This window comes from Gordonia paraffinivorans NBRC 108238, from assembly GCF_000344155.1.
Classification (GTDB): Bacteria; Actinomycetota; Actinomycetes; order Mycobacteriales; family Mycobacteriaceae; genus Gordonia; species Gordonia paraffinivorans.
Genome location: NZ_BAOQ01000079.1, coordinates 1 through 2,696, shown reverse-complemented (window position 1 = coordinate 2,696; position 2,696 = coordinate 1). Strand labels below are relative to the sequence as shown.

Below are 2,696 nucleotides of genomic sequence, written 5' to 3'. Positions count from 1 at the left end.
CCGCTGACCCAGGTGTGGCTGAGCGTCGAAGAGGCCAAGATGGCGGAGTCTGTGGATCTTCCTGGTGGACTCACACTTTCGCCCTTTGGCGAGGCTCCGGTTCTTGCGAAGGTCGATCTTGTCTTCGGGATCTACACGACGGTGCCGGGTAGTTCGTGGCTCGGCGCAATCACATATGCGACTGATCTGTTTGATGAGTCGACGGTTGTCGGGTTCGCTGATCGCCTGGTGCGGGTGTTGTCTGCGGTCGTGTCCGAGCCCGAGGCGGTGGTCGGTGACATCGAACTGCTGGGTGCTGCCGAACACGAGCAGGTCACCTCTTGGTCCGGGGCGCGCGCCATTGGTGACATCAGCGACGGAGCAGCGACTGTGGGTGACCTGCTGGGGCAGGTTGATCCGCTGTCCGCGACTTCGGCTTCGGTGGTTGCCGGTGATCGCGCGATGGGTTACCGAGAACTGATGGGGCGTGCAAATGTGCTTGCGCGGGAGCTGATCCGGCTCGGGGTCGGACCTGAGGTGCCAGTGGCTATATCGGTGCCGCGGTCTTTGGAGATGGTGATCGCGTCGTACGCGGTGGTTGCCGCGGGTGGTCATTTTGTGCCGATTGGGGTGGATGCGCCCGCTGAGCGGGTCAGGTACATCCTCGAATCCACGGGTGCCGAAGTGTTTGTGGTTGCGGCGCAGGCTCGTGAGGCTGCCGATCGTATCGATCCAGGGACTGTGCGGGTGGTGGAGGCTGACGCGTCTGCGCCGCTTCTCGGTGACACTTCGATCGTCACCGATGCTGACCGGGTCGCGCCGCTCCATCCGGATAACGCGATGTACACCATCTTCACCTCGGGTTCGACGGGCACGCCGAAGGGTGTGACGGTGTCGCATCGGGCGGCGGTGGCCATGCTGCGATCAGATCGGCACGATCTAGGTCTCACCTCCGAGGATGTCGTCCTCGCGGTTCTCGACTTCACGTTCGATCCGGTGGTGTTGGACATGTTCCGTCCGGTGCTGTGCGGGTGCACGCTGGTAGTCAGCGGGCAGGGCGAACAGCGTGATCCGTGGGCATTGCGGGACCTGATCGTGCGTAACGGAGTCACCTCCACGCTGGTGGTGCCGTCTATGATGGCGCTGCTGCTCAGCGAGCTGTCGGAGGACGATCTGCAGGCGATGAGCACCTGGCGGACGATCCAGCTCGGTGGGGAGGCGTTGCCGCCGTCGCTTGCCGACGAGGTGCAGAGGGTGTGGCCACAGGCCACGTTGCGCAACATGTACGGTCCGACCGAGACGGTCGTCTACTCGACGGTTGCCGAGGTGCACTCGGGTTTATCGACGGTCCCGATCGGCGTGCCGGCTCCTCATATCACCGCGCAGGTTCTGGATGCGCGGTTGCATCCGGTGTCGGTGGGTGTGGCCGGTGAACTGTATCTGGGTGGCGAGCAGATGGCCCGCGGCTATCTCGGGCGTCCGACGTTGACGGCGGAGCGGTTTGTCGCGGATCCGAACGGTCCTGCCGGAGCCCGGATGTATCGCACCGGCGACATCGTGCGGTGGCTACGCGACGGTCAGATCGAGTACATAGGGCGTTCCGATTTCCAGGTGAAGCTGCGTGGTCAGCGGATCGAGCTCGGGGAGATCGAGTCGGTCATCGCCTCGAAACCAGGTGTGCGTGAAGTGGTTGTCACTGTGGTCGATACACCGGCGGGTTCGCAAAATCTGGTTGCCTATGTGACCGGTGACGACTCAGTCACGCAGACCGTGCTGCGCGATCATGCTGCGGAACGGCTTCTGCCGTTCATGCGGCCTGCGGTGTGGATAGTACTGGACGATATGCCTGTAAATGCCGCCGGCAAGGTTGATCGTAAGGCGTTGCCGGCGCCGGTGTTTGAGGCTGCTGAGTATGTGGCTCCGGAGTCGGAGGCCGAGGAGTCGGTGGCTTCCGTGTTCGGCGAACTCTTGGACGTCGATCGGGTGAGTGTGGTCGAGTCGTTCTTCGATCTGGGGGGCAATTCGTTGTCGGCGGCGCGCCTTGCAGCTCGGGTTTCGGCGGTGTTGGGCGTTCAGCTATCGGTTCGTGATGTGTTCGAAGCGCCGAGTGTGCGCGGCCTGGTCGCGGCCTCAGCTGGTGCTGCGTCCGCGTTGCCTCCTGTGAAGCGGGTGGAGCCGCGTCCGGAGCGCATCCCGTTGTCGTTTGCGCAGCAGCGTATGTGGTTCATCAACCAGTTGGAGGGTGAGCTTCCGACCTACAACATCCCGGCGCTGTTGCGCATCACGGGTCCGTTGGATGTGGACGCTTTGTACACGGCGCTGTGCGATGTCATAGCTCGTCACGAGGTGCTGCGGACGTCATTCCCGGCGTTGGAAGGTGTGCCATATCAGTTGGTGCACGACATCGACCAGGTTGCCGATAGGTTCGATTGGGCAGTTGTGTCGTCCCGGACGGATATCGAGCGCGCGGTACTCACGGGTTTTGACGTGACGCGGGAGCTACCGATCCGGGCGCGGGTGATGTCATCGGCGACCGATGAGCACATCCTGGCGATCGTCATGCATCACATCGCTTCGGACGGAGAGTCGACAGGCCCGTTCGTCCGAGACCTCGTGACCGCGTACATGGCACGGGCTACTGGTTCGGTGCCGTCATTCCCCGAGTTCGAGGTGCAGTACGCCGACTACGCGCTGTGGCAGCATGAGGTGCTCGGTTC

At 63.1% G+C, this 2,696-nt stretch carries 1 protein-coding gene; it reads left to right on the top strand.

Going from position 1 to position 2,696, the window contains the following annotated elements; genetic code table 11:
* Positions 1-2,696, top strand: a 2,696-nt coding sequence (locus GP2_RS20695; protein ID WP_040527670.1) for a non-ribosomal peptide synthetase, incomplete at both ends; no start/stop codon positions are given.